Here is a 2823-nt window from a genome sequence, read left to right as displayed (position 1 = left end):
ACCCACATCGCCCGCCTGCACGCCCTCCACCCGCACCTGACCGTCACCAACGGCTACGGCCCCGCCGAATCCATGGGCTTCACCACCACCCACACGGTGCCGCGGGACGCGGTGCCCGCCGGTGCGGTGTCCATCGGCCGGCCGGTGACCCACAAGCGGGCGTACGTGCTCGACCACCGGCTACGGCCGGTGCCGCCCGGGGTCACGGGCGAGCTGTACCTGGCGGGCGAGGGCATCGCCCACGGCTACCTCGCGCGACCCGGCACCACCGCGGAACGGTTCGTCCCGAACCCCTACGGCGCCCCCGGCAGCCGCCTCTACCGCACCGGAGACCAAGCCCACTGGGACACCCACGGCGACCTCCACTACACCGGACGCACCGACACCCAGATCAAGATCCGCGGCTTCCGCATCGAACCCACCGAAATCGAAACCCTCCTCACCACCCACCCCCACCTCACCCAGGCCACCCTGCTCGCCACGGACGAGCTGACCGCGTACGTGACGGCCGTGCCCGGCTCGACGGTCACCCCCGGCTCGCTGCGGGCCTGGCTGCGGGAGCGGCTGCCGGAGCACATGGTGCCCGCCCGCTTCGCGATCCTCGACCGGCTGCCGCTGACCCCCAACGGGAAGATCGACAAGCGGGCGCTGCCCGCCGTGGAGGCTCCCCTGGAGTCCGCCGGCCGGGCCCCCCGCACCGAGTTGGAGGAGCTGGTGCGGACCCTGGTCGGGGAGGTACTGGGCTCGGCCGCGCCGCTGTCGGTGGACGACTCCTTCTTCGACCACGGAGGGCACTCCCTGCTCGCCGCCAAGCTCACCGGGCGGCTCGGCGCCACCCTCGGGGTGTCGCTCACGCTGCGGGACGTGTTCCAGTACCCGACCCCGGCCGCCCTGGCCCGCCGCATCACCGAGGTCTCGGGCCGGAAGGCGCTCCCGGCGCCCGCCCGGGCCGTGGAACGCCCGGAACGGCTCCCGCTCTCCTCCGCCCAGCAGCGGCTGTGGCTGGTGGCCGGGCTCCAGGGCCCGGACACCGCGTACAACGTCCCGATGGCGGTGCGGCTCAGCGGCCGGATCGACCCGGAGGTGCTGCGGGCCGCGGTGGGCGACCTGGTCCGGCGGCACGAGCCGCTGCGGACCCGGTTCGCCACCGTCGACGGAGAGCCCCACCAGGTGGTCGCCCCCGCCGAGGAGGCCGCCGCCGGCGTGCACGTCGAGGTCGTCGAGGTGACGGAGGCGGACCGGGAGCCCGCCTTGCGGGCCGCCGCCGGGCACGCCTTCGACCTGGCGGCCGAGCACCCCCTGCGGGTGACCCTGCTCCGCGGCGACGACCACACGGACGCCTCCGGCGAGGGGCACGACACCCTGCTCGTCCTACTGCACCACATCGCCACCGACGGACAGTCCCTGCGGCCCCTCTTCGCCGACCTGTCCACCGCCTACGCGGCCCGCGCCGAGGGGCGGGCCCCCGACTGGCGGCCGCTGCCCCTGGACTACACCGACTACGCGCTGTGGCAGCGCCCGGCCCTGGCGGGCGGGGTGCTGGAGGAGCAGCTCGCCCACTGGCGTACCGCGCTGGCCGACCTCCCCGAGGAGCTGCCGCTCGTCACCGACCGGCCCCGGCCGCCGGTGGCCGGGCGAAGCGGCGGGGCGGTCCGGGTCGACTTCGGCCGCGAGCTGCACAAGCGGGTGCGGGAGCTGGCCCGGGCCGAGCGGTGCACCCCCTTCATGGTGCTCCAGGCGGCCCTGGCGGCCACCCTGACCCGGCTCGGGGCCGGTACCGACCTGCCGCTCGGCTCGCCCGTGGCCGGTCGCTCCGACGAGTCCCTCGCGGACCTGGTCGGCTTCTTCGTCAACACGCTGGTGCTGCGCACCGACACCTCGGGTGACCCGGCCTTCCGGGAGCTGCTGGCCCGGGTGCGGGCCACCGACCTGGACGCCTTCGCCCACCAGGACGTGCCCTTCGACCTGGTGCTGGAGGCCGTGAACCCGAGCCGTTCCCTGGCCCGGCACCCGCTGTTCCAGGTGTGCCTGGCCCTGGAATCGGGGCCGGCCCCCGCGCCGGAGTTCCCCGGGGTGACGGCCGGCCCGGCGGCGCCGCTGGCCACCGGCGCCGTCAAGTTCGACCTGGAGTTCCTGCTCTCCGCCGACGAGGAGACCGGCCTGACGGGGGCGGTGCTCTACAGCTCCGACCTGTACGACCGGGAGACCGTGGAACGGATGACCCGGGTGCTGCGGCGGGTCCTGGAGCACGCGGTGGCCGCCCCCGAGGTGCCACTGTCGGGTCTGGAGGTGCTGGGCGCCGAGGAACGGTCCCAGGTCCTCGGGGCGTGGCCCGGCGCCGCCCGGTCCGCGACCGACGAGGGCGAACGCACCCTGCTGACGGCCCGGTTCGAGGAGCAGGCCCGGCTGCGCCCCGAGGCCCCCGCCCTGGTCTACGGCGACCGGACCCTCACCTACGGCGAACTCAACGCCCGCGCCAACCGACTCGCCCACCACCTCACCGCCCGCGGCCTCCGACGCGGCGACCTCGCCGGCATCCTCCTCGAACGCGGCATCCCCTTCGCCGTCGCCCTCCTCGCCGTCATCAAGACCGGCGCCGGATACGCCCTCCTCGACCCCGAATTCCCCGACGAACGACTCCGCACCACCGCCGAGGACGCGTCCGTGCGGCTGCTCGTGACGGACTCGGTCCACGCGGCCCGACAGATCCACGGACCGTGGACCCGGGTCCGTACCGACGCGGAGGGCGCGGAGATCGACGCCCGCGCCGACGCGAACCCGGCAGTGGACCTGACCGGGGCGGACACCGCCTGCGTGATGTTC

General features: G+C 75.2%; 1 protein-coding gene. It reads left to right on the top strand.

The genetic code is table 11. The features are described 5' to 3' along the window. A partial coding sequence (locus tag ABTZ17_RS36590; RefSeq protein ID WP_352200143.1) for a condensation domain-containing protein occupies positions 1 to 2823 on the top strand: 2823 nt, incomplete at both ends.

Origin of the sequence: Streptomyces sp. NPDC097619 (genome assembly GCF_040302735.1) — a bacterium.
Taxonomy (GTDB): Bacteria; Actinomycetota; Actinomycetes; order Streptomycetales; family Streptomycetaceae; genus Streptomyces.
The sequence above is the reverse complement of the archived record's forward strand: the minus strand, read 5'-3'. Positions and strand labels throughout refer to the sequence as shown.